Here is a 24,024-nt window from a genome sequence, read left to right as displayed (position 1 = left end):
ATCCGTGACGTGACTTTCTGCAAACATTATTCTAAGCACGGATTGCAAATCCGCGCTATCGATTCTGCGTTATCTACAAAAAGAAAATGCTCCCTACCGAAGCAAGAAGCATTTTCAACCCTAATATTTATATAATTAAAACAATAATTATAAAATTTCTTATAAACTAACGCCTCGTCGCCAAGGGATAAAATCATTTTGATTAAGTAGATCAGCTTTAGTTTTTTCTTCACCGCTTGCGATCTTAATGATGTGTTCCAGCAGTTCGTCTGCCGCTTCGGGAATTGTTTTGTCTCCGCTAATTACTGTTCCTGCGTTAAAGTCGATGATGTCTGACATTTTTTCTGCCAACACCGTATTCGAAGAAATCTTCACCACCGGAGCAATAGGATTTCCCATCGGTGTTCCCAAACCTGTCGTGAAGAGAACGACTGTTGCTCCTGAACCCACCAAAGCGGTGGTACATTCGGCATCATTTCCGGGAGTACACAGAAGATTGAGACCTGGTTTTGTAGCATATTCAGTAAAATCCAGCACTTCAACAATTGGTGCAGAACCACCTTTTTTTGAGGCTCCTGCAGATTTCATGGCATCGGTAATCAAACCGTCTTTGATGTTTCCGGGAGACGGATTCATATCAAAACCTGATCCTGCCGCAACGACAGATGCTTCAAAATCTTTCATCAGCTTCAGGAATTTTACACCATCTTCATCATTGATGCAACGGTTGACCAACTCCTGCTCTACTCCACACAATTCAGGGAATTCAGCAAGCATCGTTGTTCCGCCCACTGCTGCCATAATATCGGAAACTTCACCCAAAACCGGGTTGGCAGAAATTCCTGAAAAACCGTCTGAACCACCACACTCCAAACCAATATTCAGTTTCGTGATTGAGGCTGGTTTTCTCTCTATATTATTAGTCTGTTTAATTCCTTCAAAAGAATCTTTAATCACACCCGTCAACATCGCATCGATTGTACCAGATTTTTGCTGTTCGTAAACAACAATCGGTTTCTTATTATCGGGAGCTAATGCGTGAAGGGCATCCATAAAAATCTGCACCTGAAGATTCTGACAGCCTAAGCTAAGAACCGTAGCACCCGCAACATTCGGGTTGTTCACATATCCGGCAAATAGTCTTCCCAGTGCTTCGGCATCCTGACGGATTCCGCCACAACCACCTTGGTGCGTGATGAATCTTACATCAATATTTTTAAATATTCTTGTATCCTGTTCTTCTTCTTCCACCGCAACATCAGAATCTGCTCCGCCATTTAATAACGAACGAAGTAACAATTGATGTTTGCTTGCTTTATCGTGAAGCAATTCTTTTTCGAAAATATCTTTCAGTGTTTCGATATTCTTGTTCTCACAGAATACCAAAGGAAAGAAGAGCCAAACGTTTTCCGTTCCCACCTGTCCGTCCTCACGGTGGTAACCCATGAAAGTACGGTCTTTCCATTTGTCAACATTGGGTGGAGTCCAGCCCAACGTATCGGTTTTACCTACGACTTTTGCACTTTGATGTTTTACGTTTTCGGTGGTAATCACCTCGCCTTTTTTGATGGATTGGTTTGCTTTTCCAACGATTACGCCATACATGATAATATGGTCGCCATCCTCAAAATCTACGGCAGCAAATTTATGCTTTGCCTTAATATCTTTTACAACCGTGTAATCTGTACCGTCTAGATGCACCGATTCTCCGGCAGGTAAATCCAACAGCGCTACAATAACGTTGTCTTTAGGATTTACTTTCAGTACTTTCTTTTGCATGATATTTTAAGAATAAAATTGAATAAAATTTTTATAAGCAGTTTCCATGTCATTGTGATCGATTTCGTACAATGCTTTTACCACTGCTGCTTTCAAGCCTTCAACCCTAGTAAGGTCTGTATTCCAGAAACTGGTTTCGCTTAATGCCAATTCAGCTACGGTTTCGTAATCTTCATTCGCCCAGATTTCTTTAAATTTAGTAACAATTGGTGCTTCATCATTCAATGGAAGAGATTTTTCGCCATAACTTCCCTGATAGAATCTGATTAAACTTGCCAAAGAGAATGTTAAATTCAATGGAAGCTTGTTATTGGTTTCAACATATTGTAACAAACTTGGAAGAACTCTTACCTTAAATTTCGAAACAAAATACAAAGCAATGCTTGCCAAATGATGTTTGATAAACGGATTTCTGAAACGGTCAAAAACCTCTTCAGCAAAATCTTTCAGTTCAGTTTCATCCAACCCTAACGTCTGATTAACTTCATTAAAAATTGATTCAGTAAGGAAATTACCGATAAACTGATCATCAATCGCTTCTTTTACAAGCTCTTTACCTGCTAAAATCGCCGGAGCCAACATTAAGGTGTGACCGCCATTCAGAATTCTCACTTTTCTTAAACGGTACGGCTGAATATCATCAACCACCAAAATCTGTTCGTTAATTTTATTGAAAGGAATTCTTTCATTTAAATTTCCTGCATCCTGAATCACAAATAACAAGAATGTTTCTGAAACGACCATATTATGATCTTCATAATCCAACTGGTCTTCATACGATTCTGCATCATCTTTTGGATAACCCGGAACAATTCTGTCTACCAATGTATTATGAAAATAATTACTTTGTTCAATCCATTGCACAAATTCTTCTTCTAAATTCCAAAGTTGGGCATATTTTAGGATGATATTCCTTAAAGCAAATGCGTTATCTTCAATTAATTCACAAGGAATAATTCTCAAGCCTTTATCTGCCGCTCCATTAAAATGCTTAAATCTTTCGTGCAATAAAACCGCTACTTTCGCAGGGAAATTTTTATGTGGACCTTCGTAAGAAGTTTCAGTTTCATCGTAAGCAATTCCTGTTTCTGTAGTATTGGAGAAGATAAATTCTAATTCTTCTTCTTTTGCCAATGCTAAGAATTCATCGTAATTTGCATAAGGATTTACAGATTTCTGAATCGCAGAAATAATCTGCTTCTGATCGATAATTTCACCTTTTTTTATTCCTCTGTTGAAAAGTGTGTATAAATTATCCTGATCTTCCATTTTCTGAATAGAACCGTTTGGTGTTGCCTGTAAATTGACAATTCCTGCATTAAATCCCGCTTCTTTATTCATTTTGTCGATCACATAATCTGTGAATCCACGCATGAAGTTCCCACCGCCAAATTGTACGATCTTAATAGGAAGTTTGGTATCTAATCCGCTGTTTTGGCGGTTTAATTTTTGTTTTGTTTGATTTTCCATCTTTATTATTGGATGATTTTTAACGCAAAGTCCGCAAGTTTTTTTTGGACATTATGCTGTATATTTTTCGTTCGCAAAGGCGTTCTACACAACGGAGAAAGCTATCGCTTTTATCAAACCTTCAACGTTTTTGAAACCTTGAAGATTTAGAATTTTTATTTACTAATTACCTTATATTTAGGAACCAATGTTTTCATAACTGTCCATGCAATTAAATATGCTACAGCACAGATTGAGAAAATAATCATATATCCTTTATCAATTCCGTCTTTAACGATTGCTCCTGATTTTTCTAATTGTTCAAAAAATCCGTCCGGTAACCTTTCGTTGATGTATTGAGGATATTTTTCCAACAAAGGAACTCCATCTACGGTCGACCAAGCTTTATGAGCATAATCAAATAGAACCCCTGAAGATTTATTAATAATAAATGAACCGATTCCTCCAGCCATTCCACCAATTCCGGTGATCGTTGCAATCGCTTTTTTAGGGAACATATCGCCAACGGTTGAGAAGATGTTCGCCGACCAAGCCTGGTGTGCTGCTCCTGCAATACCGATAATTAAAACCGGAATCCAGTAAGTTGCTGAGCCAAGAGGCTGTGCTAATAATGCCAATAATGGGAAAAATGCGAAAATCAACATCGCTTTCATTCTTCCTGAATAAGCGTTCATTCCTTTCTTCTCCACAAAATATTTTGGAAGCCAACCTCCGATAATCGAAAGTAATGTAATCATATATAGTACAAATAACGGCAATGCGCTTTGAGTAGAATCCATTCCGTAAACTGAACTTAAATACGCCGGCGTCCAGAATAAAAAGAACCACCAAACACCGTCTGTCATGAACTTTCCAAAGGCAAAAGCCCAGGTTTGTCTGTAGCTGAAACATTCTCTGAACGTAAATACTTTCTCCGGAACCGAAGTGTCTTCGTTAGGAAGATCGTCCTGATCCTGATTGATATATTTTAATTCATGCTCATTGACTCTCTTATGCAAATGTGGTTTTTTGTATACGAAAACCCACAGTCCCATCCATACAAATCCTAAAGCACCGATGATGATAAATGCCCATTCCCAACCCATTGATTTTGCAATGAAAGGAATAGTAAGCGGTGCTGCCAAAGCCCCAACGGTTGCTCCTGCATTCCAGATACTTGTAGAAAATGCTCTGTCTTTTTTAGGGAAATATTCTGCTGTAGTTTTAATCGCTGCCGGGAAATTTCCTGCTTCACCAATTGCCAATACAAAACGTGCAAAGACAAACAATGTTACACTTGTACTGATAATTGCTGAAGTATTTGAAACTGTACCAATTAATTCTTTAGATCCGTGAAAACCTGCCAGCCAGTTTCCTGTAAGGATTCCTGAGGTGGCAACTCCGCAAAATGCGTGTAAAACGGCACCGATAGACCAAACTCCGATTGCCCAAAGGAAACCCTTTTTGGTATCCATCCAATCCACAAATTTTCCTGCGAAAAGCATTCCTACTGCATAGAAAATTGAGAATAAAGCAGTGATGTTTCCGTAATCATTGTTATTCCAGTGAAATTCCGGAGCAATAAAATCTTTCCATGTTAGTGATAAAACCTGACGATCTAAATAATTAATCGTTGTGGCAAGAAATAAAAGCAAACAGATCGTCCACCTGTACTGACTCGGTTTTAGAGATTTAACTGAACTCATGTTAGTTGTAAGAATTTAGTTATTATTTTAAAGTCTGAATAATATCCAGTACTTTTTTAGTTTCATTTTCAATCGTTGAATAATCTTTAGCAAGCATTAATTCTTTGCTAACCAATTTGCTACCCATTCCTACCGCAGAAACTCCGGCTTTAAACCAGCTCTCGATGCTTTCTTTAGTAGTATCTACTCCTCCTGTCGGCATGAATTTCAGATTTGGGAACACGTCTTTGATTGCGCTCATAAATCCTGCACCTAAAGCATTTCCAGGGAATAATTTGATGAAAGTTACTCCTGAACTTTCAGCTTCAATAATTTCAGTCGGTGTCATACAACCCGGACTGTATAATACATCTTTTGGAATTAAAAATGCGGCAACTTCCGCCACAAAACCAGGACTGATAAAGAAATCTGCGCCAACTTTGTAGTATTCTTCAGCTTGCTTCACATTCTTAATAGTTCCGATTCCTAAAAGCATTTCCGGCATCTCCGCATTACGGATTTCTACCATTTTAGTAAAATTACTCAACGCAGCTTCCCCACGGCTGGTATATTCTACTGCCCGGATTCCTGCTTTGTAAAGCGATCTTAGTATATCTAAAGTTACCGTTTCATCAGCATTATAATACAAAGGTAAAATCCCCTGATTGATAATGGCATTTGTAACTGTTTGAATTTTTGTCATTTTTGTTTAAATTATTCTGTTAGAAAAATAATCTTTGATAGGATTAAATCCATCCTTTAGTGTGCTGTTTTAATCTTTTTCTGAACACAGAGTGCACGAAGATTTTTTTACTACTAACTGCTTTAAGGTTCACGAAGTCGCTTCGCTTGTAAAAGACAAAGCCAATTACCTTTTAATACGCCCTCCTGAATTTCCCGCCATTACTTCGAGAATATCTTCTGCGCTGCAATAGTTGATGTCACCTAAAATTGTATGTTTGATGGCACAAGCCGCGTTGGCGAAATTCAAGGCTTTTTCGTCATCGAAATTCAATAAACCATAAATTAAACCTGCTGCAAAAGCATCACCTGTCCCGATTCTGTCAACGACCTGATCTATTTCTAAAAATTCCGTTTCAAAATAATTTCCGTTCACCAAAGCTCGTCCTTTCGTTTGTTGAGAACTCGCCGTAACCCCGATTCTTATTTTGTCGAAAATTTTATGAATAGAAGGGCATTGCTTTTTCAACTCTTCACAAGCTTCCAGGAAACCTTCTTTATTTGATGGAAACTGAGTTCCTAAAATCTCATTAATTTCATTAACACCACCGATGAAAATTGTTGATAGAGAAACGAGTTCTTTTAAAACCTCATTTCCGTTTTTACCATATTTCCAAAGGTTTGAACGGTAAGCTGGATCAGTTGTAACCTCGATTCCCATTTCACGGGCAGTTAATAAACCTTCTTTCAAAGATTCGTAAGCACCTTCCGAAATTCCAGGGCTAATGCCTGTCCAGTGGAAATACTGGCAACCTTCCAACGCTTTTTTCCAGTCAATTTGTTCAGGTTTGATATTGGCAAATGAACCGTTCAGTCTGTTATAAGCAATTCTGCTTGCGCGAACTGATGAACCAACTTCCAGGAAATACAATCCTAAAGGATGTTCGTTTTTATTGATAAAGCTTGTATTAATACCAAAACTTTTGATGAAAGAAAGTGCCGATTCTCCCACAAAATCATCAGAAACATTACTGATATGCGTCACGTCGCAACCCATTGTTGCCAATGATGAAGCTACATTCAGCTCAGTTCCGCCAAAAAAGAATTCCATTTCGTGGCTTTGCTTCATTGTTTTGTTTCCGGGAGGCGAAAGTCTCATGATTACTTCACCGAAAGTAAGAATTTTGTTGCCCATATTTTTACTTAACTCTTTATTCAATCACAAAAAACATGATTTTTTTTGAGATTTAAGCTATTTTAAGTTAATATTTTGAAAATAAAAGATCAAATAAGCAGAAACTTTTATTAATCTTAATTATTTGAAGATTTTTAAACCATTAAAAAGTATAAGTTTAACCTTCAATCCTCTTAATGGTTTAAAATTTTATTTATTCGAAATTAAAAATCGAAATAATTTTTAGCGTTATGATAGCAAATGTCCGAAATTGTTTTACCAATTAGCTCCATATCATCTGGCAATTCGCCTTTTTTCATTTCCTCACCGAAAAGATTACAAAGAACTCTTCTGAAATATTCATGTCTTGGGAAAGATAAGAAACTTCTTGAATCCGTTAACATTCCCACGAAACAGCTGATCAATCCCATGTTTGAAAGGGCATTCATCTGCTTGATCATTCCGTCTTTCTGGTCTAAAAACCACCAGCCCGAACCGAACTGTACTTTTCCTTTAATGCTTCCGTCATTGAAATTCCCGATCATTGTTGCGAAAATTTCGTTATCTGCAGGATTTAAGTTATAAAGAATTGTTTTTGTTAATTTATCTTTTCCGTCTAAAGTGTTCAATAATTTAGACAAAGTTTCAGCCTGCACGAAGTCACCGATAGAATCCCAACCCGTATCCGGACCTAAGATTCTGTGCATTCTTTCGTTGTTATTTCTCAAAGCTCCTAAATGGAATTGCTGAACCCAACCGAACTTATGATACGTTTCGCCTAAGAACAATAAAATCGCAGTTTTGAATTGGTTAACCTGCTTTTCAGCAATAACTTTTCCTGAAATTTTATCATTGAAAATGGCACTTATTTCCGCTTCTGTAGCTTCCTCGAAAGAAATATTGTTCAATCCGTGATCGCACAATCTGCATCCGTTTTCGTGGAAATATTCAATTCTCTTGATTAAAGCATCACATAAAGTCCGGTAAGAATTGATCTCAACTCCTGCTGACTCGCCTAATTTAGCAATATAATCTGCAAAATTGTGATTTTCAATTAAAATCGCTTTATCAGGACGGAAAGCGGTACTTACTTTTACTTTCCAGTCACTTTTTGCCAAATCCTGATGGTAATTCAGAATATCTGTAGGATCTTCTGTTGTACACAAAGATTCTACGTTCATCATCTCCAATAAACCTCTTGTCGATTTTTCAGGAGTCTGAAGCTGAGCGCTGATATTGTCGTAAATTTCTGAAGCGTTGTTTTCATTCAACAATTCATCAATTCCGAAATATCTTTTTAACTCTAAATGCGTCCAGTGATACAAAGGATTTCTTAATGTATAAGGAACTGTTTTTGCCCAAGCTTCGAACTTTTCTTTATCTGAAGAATCACCTGTGATGAATTTTTCATTTACTCCAAGGGTACGCATTGCTCTCCATTTGTAATGATCACCAGCAATCCAAACCTTAGAGATATTTTCGAAAACAGTGTTTTCGGCAATATCTTTAGGGATCAAATGATTATGATAATCAATAATTGGTTGTTTTTCTGCGTATTTGAAGTATAATTCTTCAGCGTATTTATTTTGTAATAAAAAATTATCTGTAATAAAAGGTTTCATTCTAGTGTATTCTATTGTTATTCATTAGCAGGCTTCCCGATGGTTGCCAAAATTCCTCCATCAACGTAAATAATCTGTCCGTTGATAAATCTGCTTGCGTCTGACGCTAAGAAAATAGCCGTTCCTGCAAGATCTTCAGGATTGCCCCATCTTCCTTCCGGAGTTCTGCTGATGATAAAATCGTTGAAAGGATGCCCATCTACTCTGATCGGTTCTGTCTGAGAAGTCGCAAAATATCCCGGACCGATACCGTTCACCTGAATATTGTGTTTTGCCCATTCTGTAGCCAGATTTTTGGTAAGCATTTTAAGACCGCCTTTTGCAGAAGCATACGCCACTACATTATCACGACCCAGCTCACTCATCATTGAGCAGATATTAATGATTTTACCAGATTTTCTTTTAATCATGTGCTTCCCAACAAGCTGAGACATGATGAAAGGACCGGTAAGATCTACATCGATTACTTTTCTAAAGTCTGCAACATCCATCTCTAAAGCCGGAACACGTTTGATGATTCCTGCATTATTGACAAGGATGTCTATTTTTCCATGTGTAGCAAGCATTAATGCTACTTTCTGAGCGGCTTCCAGTTCGTCTGTCACATCAAAAAGGTAACCTGTAGCATTATATCCTTTACTGTGATAATATTCTAAGGCTTCTTCTAATTTTGAAGGAGTTGTACTTGTAATTGCCAGTTCAGCACCTGCAGAGGCAAGACCTTCAGCCATTGCCATTCCCAATCCGTGAGTACCGCCCGTAACGACCGCTACTTTGCCGGATAAATCAAATAAATTCATTAGAAAAATTACTTTAGTTCGTTAGTTTTGATACCGTCCATATCGCCGTAATCCATGTTTTCACCGGCCATACCCCAGATAAAAGTATAATTAGAAGTTCCAACCCCTGAGTGAATAGACCATTCCGGAGATAAAACAGCCTGTCTGTTGGTCATAAAGATATGACGCGTTTCGTGAGTTTGTCCCATGAAGTGACTTACCGTCTGCCCTTCTTCCAAATCGAAATAGAAATAAGCTTCCATTCTTCTTGTGTGAGTATGTGCTGGCATTGTATTCCAAACACTTCCCGGTTGAAGCTCTGTCATACCCATTTGAAGTTGACAAGTTTCCAACACAGAATTAACAATCAGTTTGTTGATCGTACGCTTGTTGGCATATTTCTCTTCACCTAATTCTACAATTTCGGCTTCTTTTTTCGTGATCTTCTTATTCGGATACGTGTGATGCGCCGGAGCTGAGTTGATGTAAAAATAAGGTTGTTCATCACCCGATTTTTCAAAAATTACATCTTTAGCACCTTTACCGATGTATAATGCTTCCTTGTTTCCAAGTTCATACACTTCGCCATCTACCGTTACTTTTCCTGCACCACCGACGTTGATAATTCCCAATTCTCTTCTGTCAAGAAAATGTTCGGCTTTCAAATCGTCTGTAGGTTCAAGTTTTAAAGCTTGTGCTGAAGGCATAATACCTCCTACAATAAGCCTGTCGTACATAGAATAGACTAATTTTATCTTATCTTCATTGAATAAATCATTTATTAGAAACTCCCTTCTCAGGTCTTCAGTTGTATATTTTTTTACATCTTCAGGATGATGGGCGTAACGAAATTCTGATTGTGACATACTTCTTTTACTTTTTCTTTGCGGTTTTATCAAAACCTGTTAAACATTGCGTAATCGATTGCATAAAATTACACTAAAAAATGATAGAATACTTGTGCGATAAATATATAATTATTCTTCAATTAGTTAACAAAAAATTAATTTAAATTTTCAAAACACTGATAAACAATAAAATAAAAATAAATTCAGGCAAAAAAAGAAAAAAAATTAAGAAAATATTATGATAACAAATTAACCAAAATTAATACTTAACTCATAATAAGATATAAAATCGTGCCAAATAATACTCACAAAACTCTACTATCAATCTTCTACCAATATCTTAAAATCTTTCTATATACTATATATAATAAGATTATTTGTTATTAATCAAAAAAATTGATTGAAAATACTTTTCAAAAAGATGATAAAAATCAGGAAAGTAATTAAAATTTTATTCTAGACCATTATTTTGGGGATTTTTTTTACGAAAAAGAACTAATATTTTTAAGGAAATTTTAAGTTTTAATTGTTCAAACAGCTTGAAAATTAAAAACTTATTAACATTATAATTAAATAACTCAACATTATATAAAATACTGATTGTCAAAAAACTAAATAAAACTAACTAACGTATGTTATATCAAAAACACAGTTTTAAACAATCAAATTAATAAAAAAATAACATTTTTTTCTTTGCGTATTAAAAAATAATATTAGTTTAGGAGCCAAGATATTTTATCAAAAAAAATTACGCAATCGATTGCACTTCTAATTGCGTGAAATTTTAAAAATATTTACCACTAACAAAATTAATAGAATACTTATCCACCAAAAAAAGATTGAAAAAAGACTTCAACCAAAATTAAAACTATAAGGATACAAAATGGATAAAAAAGTACACTCAATAAAGTGGTTATATCTAACTGTTTTTCTACTTCCTGTCCTTGCAATGGCTCAAGAAAAAGGAACAAAAAAAGAAAAAGAAACCCAGATTGACGAAGTGGTTTTGGTAGGCTATACCAAGGTATCTAAAAAAGATGTTACCAATGCCGTTTCTTCTGTGAAAGCAGAAGCAATCAAAGATATGCCATCCACAAACGCCGCGGAAGCTATTCAGGGAAGAATGGCCGGCGTACAGGTGTCATTAAGTGAAGGTTCTCCCGGTGCTGATGTAGATATCGTCATCAGAGGCGGAACTTCTATTACAGGGAGCAATGCCCCACTTTACATCGTAGATGGAGTTCAGATGGATAATGCACTATCTATCTTATCACCAAAAGAGATTGAATCTATAGAGGTTTTGAAAGATGCTTCTTCTACTAACATTTATGGAGCAAGAGGGGCTAACGGAGTTGTTTTAATTACAACAAAAGGAGGTCGTAAAAGAGCTAAAACAACGATTAATTATAATGGATTCTTAGGAGTAAGAAAAATTCAGAATACGATTGATGTATTAGATCCGTATCAATACGTTCTTTATCAGTATGAGTTATACAACAAAGGAGGTGTTCTTACTGATATCGAAACTTTTAAAAACAGATACGGAACCTATGCCGACCTTGAAAAATACAAAACTGTAAAGAAAAGAGACTGGCAGGATGAAGTTTTCGGAAGAGAAGCTTTCAACTTTACTCACAATCTTTCCGTTACAGGTGGTTCTGAAAACTCATCTTTCTCATTATCATTAAACAATGTAAAAGAAGATGGTATTATGATTGGTTCCGGTTTCAAAAGAAACATGGCTAATTTCAAATATGATTACGATCTTTCTAAGAAAGTAAGCATGACTTTGAATGCCAGATACAGCAGACAAACAATATACGGAGCAGGAACATCTTCTACAGGATCTCAGGGTACAAACAGATTAAGAAATGCTGTAAGATATCAGCCATTCGAAGGAGGATCTACTGTAAATGTAGACGATTTCGATCCTTTATTTGCCAATGAAACCAACCTTGTAAATCCTGTTCTTTTAGCTAATAATGAAATTAAAGAAAATGGCAGGAATGATTTAATGCTTAATGGAACGTTGGAATATAGAATCAATAAAGACTTTACGTTCAGAAGTGTGATCGGGTATGTACAGAGAGATGAATTTATCAATCAGTTTTCAGGTACAATCACTAGTGTAGCAAGACAAAATAACGATCAGCCTGTAGTATTTCTAAGTAAATCACAAACAAGAAGAATTACCAATACCAATACATTAAACTTCAAAAAAACATTTGGAAACCATAAATTAGATTTGTTGGCAGGCCAAGAGATGGTGAAGACAGATGGTGAAACATTAGCAATGACTATCAAATGGTTCCCAAAATCTATTGGTGCTGAAGAGGCATTTGCTAACATTCAATCAGCTTCTCCCCCTGCAGGATTGGTACAGGATGCACCAAGATCAGGAAGAAATCCAGATCGATTGGCATCTTTCTTTGGTAGAGCCAACTATATTTATAACAACAAGTATATTTTCACTGCATCTATAAGAGCCGATGGTTCCAGTGTTTTTGGACCTGGCAACAGATGGGGATATTTCCCATCGGGATCTTTTGCATGGAAAATTGCTGAAGAAAATTTCTTAAAAGACAGCAAAACCATTAGTGATTTGAAATTACGTTTAGGATATGGTCTTTCCGGAAACAACAGAATCGGAGCTTTCTTATATGATACCTTCTTTACAACATCATCGGACTATGGATATGCATTCGGTACCAACGTAACACCTGGTGCTACTACGGGAAATATCCTTGCAAATAAAAATGTAAAATGGGAAACGGCTACTTCTAAGAATATCGGTTTAGATTTTGGTTTATTTAAAGGAAAAGTATATGGTAGTTTAGATGTATACCAGACCGACACAAAAGACTTGCTACTTTTAGCACAAATTCCTAAAGACAGAGGATATGAGTATCAATATCAAAACTCTGGTAGTACTACCAATAAAGGGATTGAATTCTCAATAGGAACTACGATTATCAACAAAAATAATTTTACATGGAAAGCTGATGCCAATATCTCAGCTAATAAAAATACTATTAAAAGCTTAGGAAATAATGCGTCTCCAAGCGCTTTTTCATATACTTACCCTTCAGGATGGCAAAATAGTTTGAATGATTTCTTAGTACAGGTTGATAAGCCCGTAGGTACTTATTATGGATATGTAACAGCAGGAAGATATGAAATCAGTGATTTTGATTACAATTCTACAACGCAGGTGTATACATTGAAAGCTGGCGTTCCAAACGCCTCTGCTGCCGCAAACGGTGCAAAAGCAATTCAACCGGGAGATCTTAAGCTTGCAGACCTAAATGGTGACGGCATTATCGACAACAAAGATATGACAGATTTAGGAAGCGCTCAACCAAAATTCTATGGTGGATTTAACCAAACGTTCCGCTATAAGAACTGGGATATGAGCTTACTATTTAACTTTTCAGTTGGAAGTAAAGTTTATAATGCCAATAAACTTGAGTATACCACACAATATCAATACAGAGACAATAATATGTTGGCTGAAGTAGCTGACAGATGGAGATGGTTTGATGATGCAGGGGTAAAAGTAAATGATCCAACTGCATTGGCAGCATTAAATGCCAATACGACAGGCTGGACTCCTCCCGCAGGTGCATACTTCTTACATTCTTACGCTATTGAAGATGGCTCTTTCTTAAGATTAAACAACGTAACTTTAGGATATTCACTTGGTAAAGAGTTTACTAAACAGTTAGGTCTTTCCAATTTCAGATTGTACTTTACCATGAACAATGTATTTACAATCACAGGATACTCTGGATATGATCCGGAAGCTAATACAAGAAGAAACCCTTTAACACCTGGTGTAGATTATGCAGCTTACCCACGTAGCAGATTTATCTTATCAGGAGTTGACATCACTTTTTAAACCTACCTAATATTATGAAGAAAAATAAATTTTTAGCTATAATTTTTTCCATTGCAGGATTGATTTCATTAAATTCATGTGAACAATATCTGGATGTGGAAAGTTTATCCAATACTGCAGAAAAGCAACAATTCGACTCAGCTTCAGATACATTCTCTGCATTAGTTGGAGTCTATAACGCTACTATGGGTGACAATACCTATGGGCAAAGAATGAATCTTATCCTTACTCAATCTGGTGATGATTTAAGAACTTCTGGTGATTTTAATGCTAATGATAGAAGAGGAATCAGCTGTTTTGGAGCTATTCCAACAAATACAGAACTTATAAAACCTTTCTTAGATACCTATGCAGGAATCGAGAGAGCAAACCTTATTATTAAAAATATCCCGCTTTCACCGGTTATGCAAACTGGTTCAGCAGCAGATAAGGTTTTAATGAACAGATATTTGGGTGAAGCTTTAACATTAAGAGCTCAGTTTTATTACGATCTTATCAAAAACTGGGGAGATGTACCTTTTCAAGATGTACCATCTTCTGATCTTACTGATTTGTATCTTCCAAAAACAGACAGGGATATTATCTATGACAAAATTCTTGATGATTTATTAAAAGCGGAAAGTCTTGTTCCTTGGAGATCTGAAGGTGCTACTACTGCTCAAAGAATTTCAAAAGGAGCCGTTAAAGGATTAAGAGCAAGAATCGCATTGGCAAGAGCGGGTTATTCACTAAGAAGAGCTCCCCAACAGATGCTACAGGGCTCAAATCCTCAAAAATATTATCAGATTGCGTATGATGAGTGTAAAGACATCATCAACTCGGGACAACACCAACTGAATCCAAGTTATGAAGGATTATTCAGGTCATTGCATACTAATACTCAGGATGCAACGAATGAAGTTATCTATGCAATCGGAGCATTCGGAGGAAATTCAAGAACAGACAGTAAAATCGGTTATTATAATGGATTGAGACACGATGATACAGACTGGAAATCTTCCGGAGGAATAAATGCTATTCCTGTATATTTCTATGAGTTTACAAAATATGATGTAAGAAGAGACGTAAACATTGCTATTTTCCGAGTTAACACTTCAAAACAGGAAGAACTTCAAACATCCATCAACTGGAACGATGGTAAATTCAGAAAATCTTGGACAACTATTACAGGAACTTCTCAGAACCTTGGAATCGACTGGCCATTGTTAAGATACTCTGATGTTCTATTGATGTTTGCTGAAGCAGACAATGAATTAAATGACGGACCTTCAACTTTAGCAATAAACGCTGTTACATCAGTAAGAGAAAGAGCATATGCAGGTAATTTAGGTCAAGTGGGAACTATTCCTACAGATAAAACAGGATTCTTCAATTATATTGTTAAAGAAAGACAATTGGAATTCGGTGGAGAAGGACTTAGAAAGTACGATCTTATCCGTTGGAATTTATTGGAAACTAAAATTAACGAAACAAAAGCTAAGCTTACCCAGTTCATGAACGGTACAGGAGCTTACGCCAATGTTCCGGAATATATTTTCTATAAAAAAGTAGCTTATACTCCAACAAAAACGGCTCAGCAAAACGTTTCAGATATCGATTTTTATACAACTACAGGGGTTGCGAAGGCAGATATTTTCTATAGCCCAAACCAAAGTGTGGCAACACCTTCAGGATATACGAAAGTAAACTGGAGATTAGCAATGACTCAGCCGTACATCAGTGGTGATCCGGTTAAGAGTTATGCATATTATTTCCAGCCTAACAGAAAAGAATTGCTTCCATTAGCATTAGACGTTGTTAATTCTAACTATAATCTTACACAGGATTACGGTTATTAGATAAAATTTCACATTCATATTTAAGAAAATACAGGCTTTTCCTTTTTAAAAGGATAAGTCTGTATTTTAACTAAAAAATCTTTCAATGAAAGCTTCCACTTTTCTTAAAAATTTTAAAGTTTTTTCAGTATTATCGATCATATTAATCAGTCTTCTTTCTTTCAAAACTAATGATAAAATAATCGTGGTTTCGAAAGACGGAAAAGGCAACTTTACTACAGTACAACAAGCTATCGATGCCGTTGAAAACAGTTCATCTACAAGAACGAAAATTTTAATTAAATCCGGAATTTACAAAGAGAAAATTATCATTCCGGAAACCAAAGGAGCGATTTTATTAGAAGGAGAAAATCCTGAAAACACCATCATTACCTATGATGATTTCGCTTCAAAAAAGAATTCGGAAGGAAAAGATATAGGAACAACAAATTCCTCTACGATTTTTATTTATTCAAATGACTTTACAGCTAAAAATATTTCATTTGACAACAGTTCAGGCAGAGTCGGACAAGCGGTTGCCGTTTTGACTTCTGGTGACAGAATTGCTTTCGAAAACTGCAGATTCTTAGGAAATCAGGATACTCTTTATTTAAAAGGTGTTCAGGATTCACCTGATAAAACAAAACCTTCAAGAAATTATTTTAAAAACTGCTATATCGAAGGTACAACCGATTACATTTTCGGAGCCGGAACAGCCGTTTTTGAAAACTGTACTATTTATTCTAAAGAAACGGCAAACTATGTGACAGCCGCTTCCACTCCACAAGAAAATGAATTCGGATTTGTTTTCATCAATTCAAAAATTATCGGAAATGCCAAAGAAAACTCAGTTTATTTAGGAAGACCGTGGAGACCATTTGCAAAGACAGTTTACATCGATTGCGAAATGAACTCAACCATAAAACCTGAAGGATGGCACAACTGGAGCAAGCCTGATGCAGAAAAGACAACTTTTTACGGAGAATTTAATTCGCAAGGGGTTGGGGCAAATGCAACAAAAAGAGTTTCATGGTCACATCAATTAGCCAAAGAAGAAAGAAAAAAATACTCAACAAATAACATTCTTAAAGGAAAAGATAACTGGAATCCGAAAAAAAGTTTAAAATAATTTAAACCCAAATCATCAAGACACCAAAGAATTTTCAATTATGAAAAAACACTTCACAAAACTATTAACGGTAGGAATTGTTTGCGGTATTTCCACATTAGCAAATGCTCAGAACGTGTTAATTTTTCCCGGTGCAGAAGGGTTTGGAAGATATACAACCGGAGGACGTGGCGGAAAAGTTTATACTGTTAATAAATTGGCTGATGACGGATCAGAAGGAACATTGAGATATGCCTTAGACCAAAAAGGTCCGAGATATATTGTTTTTAAAACTGCCGGAACCATTTATTTAGAATCACCTTTAAAAATAAAAGAAGGCGATGTCACCATTGCCGGGCAGACTGCTCCAGGAGACGGAATTACAGTTGCCAACTACGAAACTTTTGTTGGTGCAGATAATGTGGTTATACGTTACATGCGTTTCAGAATGGGTGATCAGAAAAAGTTTGAAGGCGATGCATTGGGCGCAAGATTCATCAAAAATTTGATTGTGGACCATTGCTCGATGAGCTGGTCTACAGATGAAACGGTTTCCATTTACGTTAACGAAAATACAACACTTCAATGGTGTGTAATTGCAGAAAGTTTAAGAAATTCTGCCCACCAAAAAGGGGCTCACGGATATGGCGGAATTGCAGGAGGAAAATTTGCCTCTTTTCATCATAATATTTACGCCCATCACGACAGCAGAAACCCGAGATTGGGAGAATATGCAGGAAGTAAATTTGCGTTGACCGATCTTACCGATTTCAGAAATAATGTCATTTATAATTGGGGGCACAACAATGTATATGGTGGTGAAGGAATGAATGTAAATATTGTTAATAATTACTACAAACCCGGACCTGCAACAATGATCAAGCAACGAATTGTTGCCATCGATAAAAATGAAAAACAGGGAACTGAAGTCTACAATATTTGGGGGAAATATTACATCAACGGAAATGTAGTTGAAGGAAATCAGGAAGTGACAAAAGACAATTGGACGGAAGGCGTTTTCAGTCAGATGAAACCCTCCTACAATCTTACGGATAAAGATAAAAACGAAATCAAAATCAGCAAACCTCACGATATTCAGAATAATGTAAAAACAGATTCTCCGAAGGCAGCTTACGAGAAAATTTTGCAGATTGGAGGAGCAAGTTTGGTAAGGGATGCAGTAGATTTACATGTGTTGAAAGATGTAAAAAACGGAAGCTTCACTTATAAAGGTTCTAAAGGAAGCACAAACGGAATCATCGATTCTCAAAATGATGTCGGTGGATTTCCGGATTTGAAACAGGGAAAACCTATCATCGATTCAGACAACGACGGAATGCCCGATGAGTGGGAAATTAAGCATCAATTAAATCCAAAAATTGCTAATGCCAATGGAAGAGATTTAGATAAAAACTACGACAATATTGAAGTATATTTCAATGATATTGTTAAAAAAATAACCGATCAACAATAAAAAATTTGAGTAACCATGAAAACTTTTAATTAAATCGGTTATCTAATAAAAAAATATTATGAAATTCAGTTTACTTAAAATAGCATGTGCAGGAGCATTTTTGAGTTCAGCATTTACGTTGGCTCAGACTTCTGTCATCGAAAAAATTAAGAAAAATCCTAAGGCACCTTTTTCTTATGCAGAACTTGCTGTAAAAGAAGGCGGAAAATGGGAAGGTGATAAATACATTGGCGGAAATTTCAAAAATATTCAGCAATTAGCGATTCCGGAATCTCACACTGATCATTCCACATACATCAAATATGAAGGTATTGGTCTGGAAAACAATCAGATCGGATACAGGTTATATTTAGATTGGAGAAATGCGACAGATATTTTCGGTAAAAAAGTCAACACATTGGTTTTGCCCGAAGTCGGACAGGACGGTTTTGAATCGTATCATCACGATGCAGCTTGGGGACAGGATATTTTGAAATCCGGTCGTACCATTGGTGTCGGTTCTTACGGAAGGTATGACGAACAGAATGATTTTGTTGAAACTTTTAAAATCGTAAAAAATACTGCTGTAAAAGTAGTAAATGAAAAAGATCAATCGTATGCTGCAATCGATTACATAGGATGGAAAACCTGGGGCGATGCAATCGATTTAACTTCTAAATTGACTATCTTTAACAAAGACCGTTTTGTAAAAGTAGATTTGAAATTAAGTAATACCATTTCAGGTTTATGCACTGGAATTGTTGCTTTCAAAGATATCCCGACGAAACAGGGAATCAGTAAAAATAAAAAATGGGGTTATATTGCGACTTACGGAAAGCAGACTTTAGCCAAAAAAGAAGATAATCTGGGAATGGCAGTCTTCTACCCTCTCGAAAGTTTTGATAAATATGTAAAGACAAAGTCTACTCATACAGTAGTTTTTAAGAAAACAAAAAATGTATCTTACTACTTTTTAGGAGCTTGGTCACAGGAGTCGAACGGTTTAAAAACTGAAGAAGAATTTTACAAGGATTTAGATAAAAAACTGGAAACTTTAGATCAGAATAATCAACTTTAAAACTATATATAATGAATTTCATCAATCACAAAATAAAACTATACGCTGTTGCCATTCTAGGCTCAGGAATGTTCCTGGCATGTGCGCAGACCAAAAGCGCAACTGCGGCAAAACCAACAACTGAAACTTCAAAATCAGGAAAAGTAGTTCCTGTCAACCTGAAATGGTCTGAAAGAATGCTGCTTTCCGAAATGCACCGTTTCCCGGAAGCCTGGATGCTTGATTTCAGTAAAAGTCCGAAATGGACTTACCCTTCTGCGATTGTTTTAGACGGTGCAGAAAAAGTATATGCCAAAACAGGCAAAAAAGAATATTACAACTATATCAGTAATTTCGGTAAAGACTTGATTAAAGACGACGGTACCATTCTCACCTACGATCTTGACAAGTATAATATTGATATGCTTAACAGCGGAAATGTTCTTCTATATCTTTATGAAAAAGAGAAAAAAGAGAAATACCTGAAAGCACTACAAACGCTTCGCTTACAAATCGACGGACAGCCGAGAACCAATGAAGGATCTTTCTGGCATAAAAAAATCTATCCTAATCAGGTTTGGTTAGATGGTTTGTATATGGGAATGCCTTTCTACACGCACTATACGAAAGATTTTACTAAAGGAGCTGATGCTCAAAAAGCGTATGATGATATTGTTTTCCAGTTTGATTCTGTTCAGAAAAACCTTTTAGACAAAAAAACAGGATTGCTATATCACGCTTGGGATGAAAGTAAAAAAGAAGCCTGGGCAAACAAAGAAACAGGACTTTCTCAAAATTTCTGGGGAAGAGCAATGGGCTGGTACGGAATGGCAATGGTAGATGTATTGGATTATTTACCGAAAGACCATCCGGGAAGAGCTAGATTAATTTCTTATATAAAATCTTATGCTGATGCGGTTATTAAAGTTCAGGATAAAAACTCCGGTCTTTGGTATCAGGTACTGGATAAGCCATTGGCAAACGGTAATTATGAAGAAGCAACAGCATCATCAATGTTCGTTTATACCATTATCAAATCGGTTAATGAGGGCTATCTTCCAAAATCATACAAAACAGCAGCAAAAAAAGGCTACGACGGAATTATCAAAAACTTAATTACTGTTGATGAAAATGGAGTCGTTAATCTAAATAAATGTTGTGCAGTTGCCGGATTAGGAGGAAAACCTTACAGAGACGGTTCTTATGAATATTACGTAAACGAAGAGATCCGTTCAAATGACGGAAAAGGAACAGGACCTTTCATCTTGGCAAGTTTAGAGTTTGAAAAATAAACTAAGCACTGCAATATAACTCCTATTACCTAAACAATGAATCTGGATTTTATAAGGACAAAAATTTTAAATATCGCAGCAATTACATTATTTTCAGTTGCTTCAACATATCTTAACGCACAGGAAAAAAATTACGTTTCCGAAGTCTGGACTGCCGATCAGGGAAAAAATTACAAAAACCCTATCTTATACGCAGATTATTCCGATCCGGATGCGATTCGTGTCGGTGACGATTATTATATGACAGCTTCAAGTTTCAATGAAGCTCCCGGATTACCCATTCTTCATTCAAAAGACATGGTAAACTGGAAATTGGTGAATTATGCACTTCCGGATGTTCTTCCGAATGAACATTTCTCTACACCAAAAAGAGGAGACGGAGTTTGGGCTCCCAGTATCAGATTTCATAAAGGGGAATTCTATATTTATTGGGGAGATCCTGATTTTGGAATTTATATGGTGAAAACCAAAGATCCTCTTGGCACTTGGGAAAAACCTGTTTTGGTCATGGAAGGAAAAGGATTAATTGATTCTTGTCCGTTCTGGGATGAAGACGGAAATGCTTATTTAGTTCATGGTTGGGCAGGAAGCCGAGCAGGAGTAAAAAGTATTTTATCTCTGAATAAGATGAATCCTGAAGGAACAAAAGTTCTGGATAAAGGCGTTCATGTTTTCGACGGTCACGATGCACATCCAACCGTTGAAGGTCCGAAAATGTATAAAAGAAACGGCTATTACTATATTTTCGCTCCGGCAGGTGGCGTGGCTACAGGTTGGCAGTTGGTATTGAGATCAAAAAATATTTACGGTCCTTATGAGGAAAAAGTGGTGTTGGAGCAAGGTTCAACAAAAATCAACGGACCACATCAGGGAGCTTGGGTAGATACGCCTTCGGGTGAAGATTGGTTCTATCATTTTCAGGATATTGATGCAGGCGGAAGAGTTGTTCACTTACAACCAATGAAATGGGAAAAAGACTGGCCAGTAATCGGAATCGATAACAATAAAAACGGAATCGGTGAACCGGTTTTAACCTATAAAAAACCAAACGTAGGAAAATCCTATCCTGTCGTTACACCTCCCGAAACGGATGAATTTGATGGTGAAAAATTAGGAATTCAATGGCAATGGAGTGCGAACGAGAATATCGTTTGGTCATCCAAGCTTCCCGGACAGAAATTTTTAAGATTATTTTCTATGAAAGTTCCTGAAGGTGAAAAAAATCTCTGGAATGTTCCCAATTTATTAACGCAGAAATTTCCGGCACCGAATTTTGCAGCATCAACAAAAGTTAAATTAACGCCTGAAGATGCTAAAGAAGGAAAAACTGCGGGACTTTTAGTAATGGGATTAGATCATGAATCGATTGTAATTACCAATAAACCGGATGGATTTTATATCCAGTTAAGAAGAGCCGAAAAAGCAGATAAAGGTGGTGAGGAAAAGGTTTTGTTTGAAACAAAATTAAAAGGAAACGAAGCCTATTTAAAAGTGAATGTAAACGAACCGAACGGTCTGTGCCAGTTCAGCTACAGCGAAAACGGAAAAAATTTCATAAAAGCGGGTGACATTTTTCAGGCAAAACCAGGAAAATGGATCGGCGCTAAAGTGGGATTATATTCTGTAAGCACACAAAAAGCAAACCGTGGTGGCTATGCCGATTTTGATTGGTTCAGAATTACAAAAAATTAAATTTAAAACTCAAAAAAATAAAATGAAGAAGTCTCTTAAAGTTATAGGATTAGTAGCAGCAATGATGTTTTCAGGGCAGATCTATGCTCAGAATGTAGATATTTATAAAAATATTGAGTTTAAAATGCCTCAGGTTGCGGAAACTTCTTTTGCAGCGAACACAGTTTCCATCACTCAATACGGTGGTGTTGCAGGAGGAAATATAAAAAATACAGAAGCTTTCAAAAAAGCAATCGACGATTTAAGCAAAAAAGGCGGCGGAAAATTAGTTGTTCCGAGAGGAATGTGGCTAACAGGTCCAATTGTATTAAAAAGCAACATCAATCTTCATATCGAAGAAGGTGCTTTCATCATTTTCAGTAAAGATAAAGCAGATTATCCTTTGGTTGATGTAAGTTTTGAAGGATTAAATACCATCCGTTGTCAGTCTCCGATTTCAGCAAAAAACGCAACTAACATTGCCATCACAGGAAAAGGAGTAATCGATGGAAGCGGTGATGCCTGGAGAGCCATTAAAAAAAGCAAAGTTGCAGAATCTGAATGGAAAGAAATTGTAAAATCTGGTGGAATTTTATCTGCTGACGGTAAAAACTGGTATCCTTCAGAAAGTTATAAAAAAGGATTTGAAAGCAGTTCAAGTTTCAATGTTCCTGATAAAATTTCTAAGGAAGAACTGGTAACAGTTAAAGATTTTCTTCGTCCCGTAATGGTAAGTTTGGTGGGTTGCGACAAAGTGTTGTTAGACGGACCTACTTTCCAGAATTCACCGGCATGGAACCTGCATCCATTGATGTGTTCGAACGTTATTTTAAGAAATCTTACGGTTAGAAATCCCTGGTTTTCTCAGAATGGTGACGGTGTAGATTTAGAATCTTGTAAAAATGTGTTGATTTACGATAATACGTTCGACGTTGGTGATGATGCGATTTGTATTAAATCAGGAAAAGATCAGGACGGCAGAAAAAGAGGAATGCCAACTGAAAATGTCATCATTAAAAATAATGTCGTGTATCACGGTCACGGAGGTTTTGTGATAGGAAGTGAAATGTCTGGTGGCGCAAGAAATATTCATGTGTCAGATTGTACTTTCATCGGAACCGATATTGGTCTTCGTTTCAAAACAACCCGTGGAAGAGGTGGAATTGTTGAAAATATTTACATCAAAAATATTGATATGATCAACATTCCGACACAGGTAATTGGATTCAATATGTTCTATGAAGGAGCATCTCCTGTGTTGGAGGACGGACAGAAACAGGAAGGCAACAAAGCACCGGAAAAAGTATATCCCGTAACAGAGGAAACTCCAGTTTTTAGAAATATTTTCTTCAAAAACATCAACGCAGTGAATTCTTATGAAGCAATTACATTGTTCGGTTTAGCAGAAATGAATCTCAAAAACATCGTCATTGAAGATTCTCAGTTTGATACAAAAAAGGCAATGACAATCATTGATGCAGATGGCATTCAATTGAAAAATGTAAAGCTGAAATATACTGAAGGAGCGGGGGCAACCATTTACAACAGTAAAAATATCAATCTTTCAACGGTAAAATTTGAATCTGCAAATAAACCTGTTGTGAAAGTTTTAGGAAATAAAACAGGATCGGTATTATTACCAAAAGAAGTAATGTCTGATAAAAATTTACTTTCTATCGGGACAGATGTAACGAAAAATGCAGTTAAATAA

General features: G+C 36.4%; 16 protein-coding genes. 8 read left to right on the top strand and 8 right to left on the bottom strand.

Annotated elements, in window-relative coordinates:
* Positions 1-159: 159 nt before the first annotated feature.
* The 8 genes from ASG22_RS06750 to kduI form a co-directional block, all read right to left on the bottom strand.
* A complete protein-coding gene (locus ASG22_RS06750) occupies positions 160-1,779 on the bottom strand; it encodes a UxaA family hydrolase (protein ID WP_055982409.1) in 1,620 nt (539 codons plus the stop codon).
* Positions 1,780-1,785: 6 nt separating this feature from the next.
* Positions 1,786-3,249 carry a tagaturonate reductase gene (locus tag ASG22_RS06745; protein ID WP_055982407.1) on the bottom strand — a complete coding sequence of 488 codons (1,464 nt, stop codon included), beginning with the start codon at positions 3,247-3,249 and terminating at the stop codon, positions 1,786-1,788.
* A 155-nt stretch (positions 3,250-3,404) separates the two neighbouring features.
* Positions 3,405-4,934 carry an MFS transporter gene (locus ASG22_RS06740; RefSeq protein WP_055982405.1) on the bottom strand — a complete coding sequence of 510 codons (1,530 nt, stop codon included), beginning with the start codon at positions 4,932-4,934 and terminating at the stop codon, positions 3,405-3,407.
* A gap of 22 nt (positions 4,935-4,956) precedes the next feature.
* Entirely contained in the window at positions 4,957-5,616 is a 660-nt protein-coding gene (locus tag ASG22_RS06735; RefSeq protein ID WP_055982403.1) for a ketohydroxyglutarate aldolase, read from the bottom strand.
* A gap of 165 nt (positions 5,617-5,781) precedes the next feature.
* Positions 5,782-6,789: a sugar kinase gene (locus ASG22_RS06730; protein WP_055982401.1), complete on the bottom strand. Its 1,008-nt coding sequence runs from the start codon at positions 6,787-6,789 to the stop codon at positions 5,782-5,784.
* A 203-nt stretch (positions 6,790-6,992) separates the two neighbouring features.
* Positions 6,993-8,390 (bottom strand): glucuronate isomerase, encoded by a 1,398-nt coding sequence (gene uxaC, locus ASG22_RS06725; RefSeq protein WP_055982399.1) that lies wholly within the window; start codon positions 8,388-8,390, stop codon positions 6,993-6,995.
* 17 nt (positions 8,391-8,407) lie between these two features.
* A complete protein-coding gene (locus ASG22_RS06720) occupies positions 8,408-9,190 on the bottom strand; it encodes a gluconate 5-dehydrogenase (RefSeq protein ID WP_055982396.1) in 783 nt (260 codons plus the stop codon).
* 8 nt (positions 9,191-9,198) lie between these two features.
* Positions 9,199-10,035, bottom strand: coding sequence for a 5-dehydro-4-deoxy-D-glucuronate isomerase (gene kduI / locus ASG22_RS06715; RefSeq protein ID WP_055982394.1), 837 nt, complete (start codon positions 10,033-10,035; stop codon positions 9,199-9,201).
* Positions 10,036-10,900: 865 nt separating this feature from the next.
* Between kduI and ASG22_RS06710 the strand changes: the two genes are divergently transcribed.
* The 8 genes from ASG22_RS06710 to ASG22_RS06675 all read left to right on the top strand — a co-directional run bounded on the left by ASG22_RS06710 (position 10,901) and on the right by ASG22_RS06675 (position 24,024).
* Positions 10,901-13,915: a SusC/RagA family TonB-linked outer membrane protein gene (locus tag ASG22_RS06710; protein ID WP_055982393.1), complete on the top strand. Its 3,015-nt coding sequence runs from the start codon at positions 10,901-10,903 to the stop codon at positions 13,913-13,915.
* A 14-nt stretch (positions 13,916-13,929) separates the two neighbouring features.
* Positions 13,930-15,753, top strand: coding sequence for a RagB/SusD family nutrient uptake outer membrane protein (locus ASG22_RS06705; RefSeq protein ID WP_055982391.1), 1,824 nt, complete (start codon positions 13,930-13,932; stop codon positions 15,751-15,753).
* 85 nt (positions 15,754-15,838) lie between these two features.
* Positions 15,839-16,861, top strand: a complete 1,023-nt coding sequence (locus ASG22_RS06700) for a pectinesterase family protein (RefSeq protein WP_055982389.1) — start codon at positions 15,839-15,841, stop codon at positions 16,859-16,861.
* Positions 16,862-16,901: 40 nt separating this feature from the next.
* A complete protein-coding gene (locus ASG22_RS06695) occupies positions 16,902-18,314 on the top strand; it encodes a polysaccharide lyase family 1 protein (protein ID WP_055982387.1) in 1,413 nt (470 codons plus the stop codon).
* 58 nt (positions 18,315-18,372) lie between these two features.
* Positions 18,373-19,371 carry a DUF4861 family protein gene (locus tag ASG22_RS06690; RefSeq protein ID WP_055982385.1) on the top strand — a complete coding sequence of 333 codons (999 nt, stop codon included), beginning with the start codon at positions 18,373-18,375 and terminating at the stop codon, positions 19,369-19,371.
* Positions 19,372-19,382: 11 nt separating this feature from the next.
* Positions 19,383-20,642 carry a glycoside hydrolase family 105 protein gene (locus tag ASG22_RS06685; RefSeq protein ID WP_082504963.1) on the top strand — a complete coding sequence of 420 codons (1,260 nt, stop codon included), beginning with the start codon at positions 19,383-19,385 and terminating at the stop codon, positions 20,640-20,642.
* A gap of 36 nt (positions 20,643-20,678) precedes the next feature.
* Positions 20,679-22,334 carry a glycoside hydrolase 43 family protein gene (locus ASG22_RS06680; protein WP_055982382.1) on the top strand — a complete coding sequence of 552 codons (1,656 nt, stop codon included), beginning with the start codon at positions 20,679-20,681 and terminating at the stop codon, positions 22,332-22,334.
* A 22-nt stretch (positions 22,335-22,356) separates the two neighbouring features.
* Positions 22,357-24,024 (top strand): glycoside hydrolase family 28 protein, encoded by a 1,668-nt coding sequence (locus tag ASG22_RS06675; RefSeq protein WP_055983450.1) that lies wholly within the window; start codon positions 22,357-22,359, stop codon positions 24,022-24,024.

Origin of the sequence: Chryseobacterium sp. Leaf405 (assembly GCF_001425355.1) — a bacterium.
GTDB lineage: Bacteria > Bacteroidota > Bacteroidia > Flavobacteriales > Weeksellaceae > Chryseobacterium.
This window is presented reverse-complemented; position numbering and strand designations above follow the sequence as displayed.

Excerpts from the sequence above, each read along its gene's own strand:
- ASG22_RS06735 (WP_055982403.1), bottom strand. The coding sequence starts at position 5,616 with ATGACAAAAATTCAAACAGTTACAAATGCCATTATCAATCAGGGGATT.
- ASG22_RS06695 (WP_055982387.1), top strand. The coding sequence starts at position 16,902 with ATGAAAAAACACTTCACAAAACTATTAACGGTAGGAATTGTTTGCGGT.
- ASG22_RS06745 (WP_055982407.1), bottom strand. The coding sequence starts at position 3,249 with ATGGAAAATCAAACAAAACAAAAATTAAACCGCCAAAACAGCGGATTA.
- ASG22_RS06680 (WP_055982382.1), top strand. The coding sequence starts at position 20,679 with ATGAATCTGGATTTTATAAGGACAAAAATTTTAAATATCGCAGCAATT.
- ASG22_RS06750 (WP_055982409.1), bottom strand. The coding sequence starts at position 1,779 with ATGCAAAAGAAAGTACTGAAAGTAAATCCTAAAGACAACGTTATTGTA.
- ASG22_RS06740 (WP_055982405.1), bottom strand. The coding sequence starts at position 4,934 with ATGAGTTCAGTTAAATCTCTAAAACCGAGTCAGTACAGGTGGACGATC.
- ASG22_RS06700 (WP_055982389.1), top strand. The coding sequence starts at position 15,839 with ATGAAAGCTTCCACTTTTCTTAAAAATTTTAAAGTTTTTTCAGTATTA.
- ASG22_RS06720 (WP_055982396.1), bottom strand. The coding sequence starts at position 9,190 with ATGAATTTATTTGATTTATCCGGCAAAGTAGCGGTCGTTACGGGCGGT.
- ASG22_RS06675 (WP_055983450.1), top strand. The coding sequence starts at position 22,357 with ATGAAGAAGTCTCTTAAAGTTATAGGATTAGTAGCAGCAATGATGTTT.
- ASG22_RS06710 (WP_055982393.1), top strand. The coding sequence starts at position 10,901 with ATGGATAAAAAAGTACACTCAATAAAGTGGTTATATCTAACTGTTTTT.
- ASG22_RS06685 (WP_082504963.1), top strand. The coding sequence starts at position 19,383 with ATGAATTTCATCAATCACAAAATAAAACTATACGCTGTTGCCATTCTA.
- ASG22_RS06705 (WP_055982391.1), top strand. The coding sequence starts at position 13,930 with ATGAAGAAAAATAAATTTTTAGCTATAATTTTTTCCATTGCAGGATTG.
- ASG22_RS06690 (WP_055982385.1), top strand. The coding sequence starts at position 18,373 with ATGAAATTCAGTTTACTTAAAATAGCATGTGCAGGAGCATTTTTGAGT.
- kduI (WP_055982394.1), bottom strand. The coding sequence starts at position 10,035 with ATGTCACAATCAGAATTTCGTTACGCCCATCATCCTGAAGATGTAAAA.
- ASG22_RS06730 (WP_055982401.1), bottom strand. The coding sequence starts at position 6,789 with ATGGGCAACAAAATTCTTACTTTCGGTGAAGTAATCATGAGACTTTCG.
- uxaC (WP_055982399.1), bottom strand. The coding sequence starts at position 8,390 with ATGAAACCTTTTATTACAGATAATTTTTTATTACAAAATAAATACGCT.